The organism is Mesorhizobium sp. M4B.F.Ca.ET.089.01.1.1, from assembly GCF_004022605.1.
Taxonomy (GTDB): domain Bacteria; phylum Pseudomonadota; class Alphaproteobacteria; order Rhizobiales; family Rhizobiaceae; genus Mesorhizobium; species Mesorhizobium abyssinicae.
On sequence record NZ_RZOS01001036.1, the window covers coordinates 1 to 792 of the forward strand.

A 792-nucleotide genomic window follows, 5' to 3' on the forward strand; every position below is an offset into this window, starting at 1 on the left:
GTTTCCAGGTCGCGGTGGTGGTGCCGACGACGCTGCTGTCGCGCCAGCACTTCAAGACCTTCTCGCAGCGCTTCTCCGGCCTGCCGATCCGCGTCGCGCAGGCTTCGCGGCTGGTCGGCTCCAAGGAACTGGCCGAAACCAAGAAAGGCATCGCCGAGGGCACGGTCGACATCGTCGTCGGCACCCATGCGCTGCTGGGGTCGGCGATCTCGTTCAAGAATCTCGGCCTGCTGATCATCGACGAGGAGCAGCATTTCGGCGTCAAGCACAAGGAGCGGCTGAAGGACCTGAAGAGCGACGTGCATGTGCTGACGCTGTCGGCGACGCCGATCCCGCGCACGTTGCAGCTCGCCCTGACCGGCGTGCGCGAACTGTCGCTGATCGCCACGCCGCCGGTCGACCGCATGGCGGTGCGCACCTTCATCTCGCCCTTCGATCCGCTGGTCATCCGCGAGACGCTGCTGCGCGAGCGCTATCGCGGCGGCCACTCCTTCTATGTCGTGCCGCGCATCAGCGATCTCGCCGAGATCCATGATTTCCTGAAGCAATCGGTGCCGGAGCTGAAAGTCGCGGTGGCGCACGGCCAGATGCCGCCGGGCGAGCTCGACGACATCATGAACGCCTTCTACGACGGCCAGTACGACGTGCTTCTGTCGACGACCATCGTGGAGTCCGGTCTCGACATCCCGACCGCCAACACGCTGATCATCCATCGCGCCGACATGTTCGGCCTGTCGCAGCTCTACCAGCTGCGCGGCCGCGTCGGTCGCTCCAAGGTGCGCGCCTATGCGC

The 792-nt window shown here is 65.7% G+C and carries 1 protein-coding gene; it reads left to right on the forward strand.

Annotation, left to right across the window (positions count from 1 at the left end; genetic code table 11):
* A partial coding sequence (locus EN780_RS35850; protein WP_128276578.1) for a helicase-related protein occupies nt 1-792 on the forward strand: 792 nt, incomplete at both ends.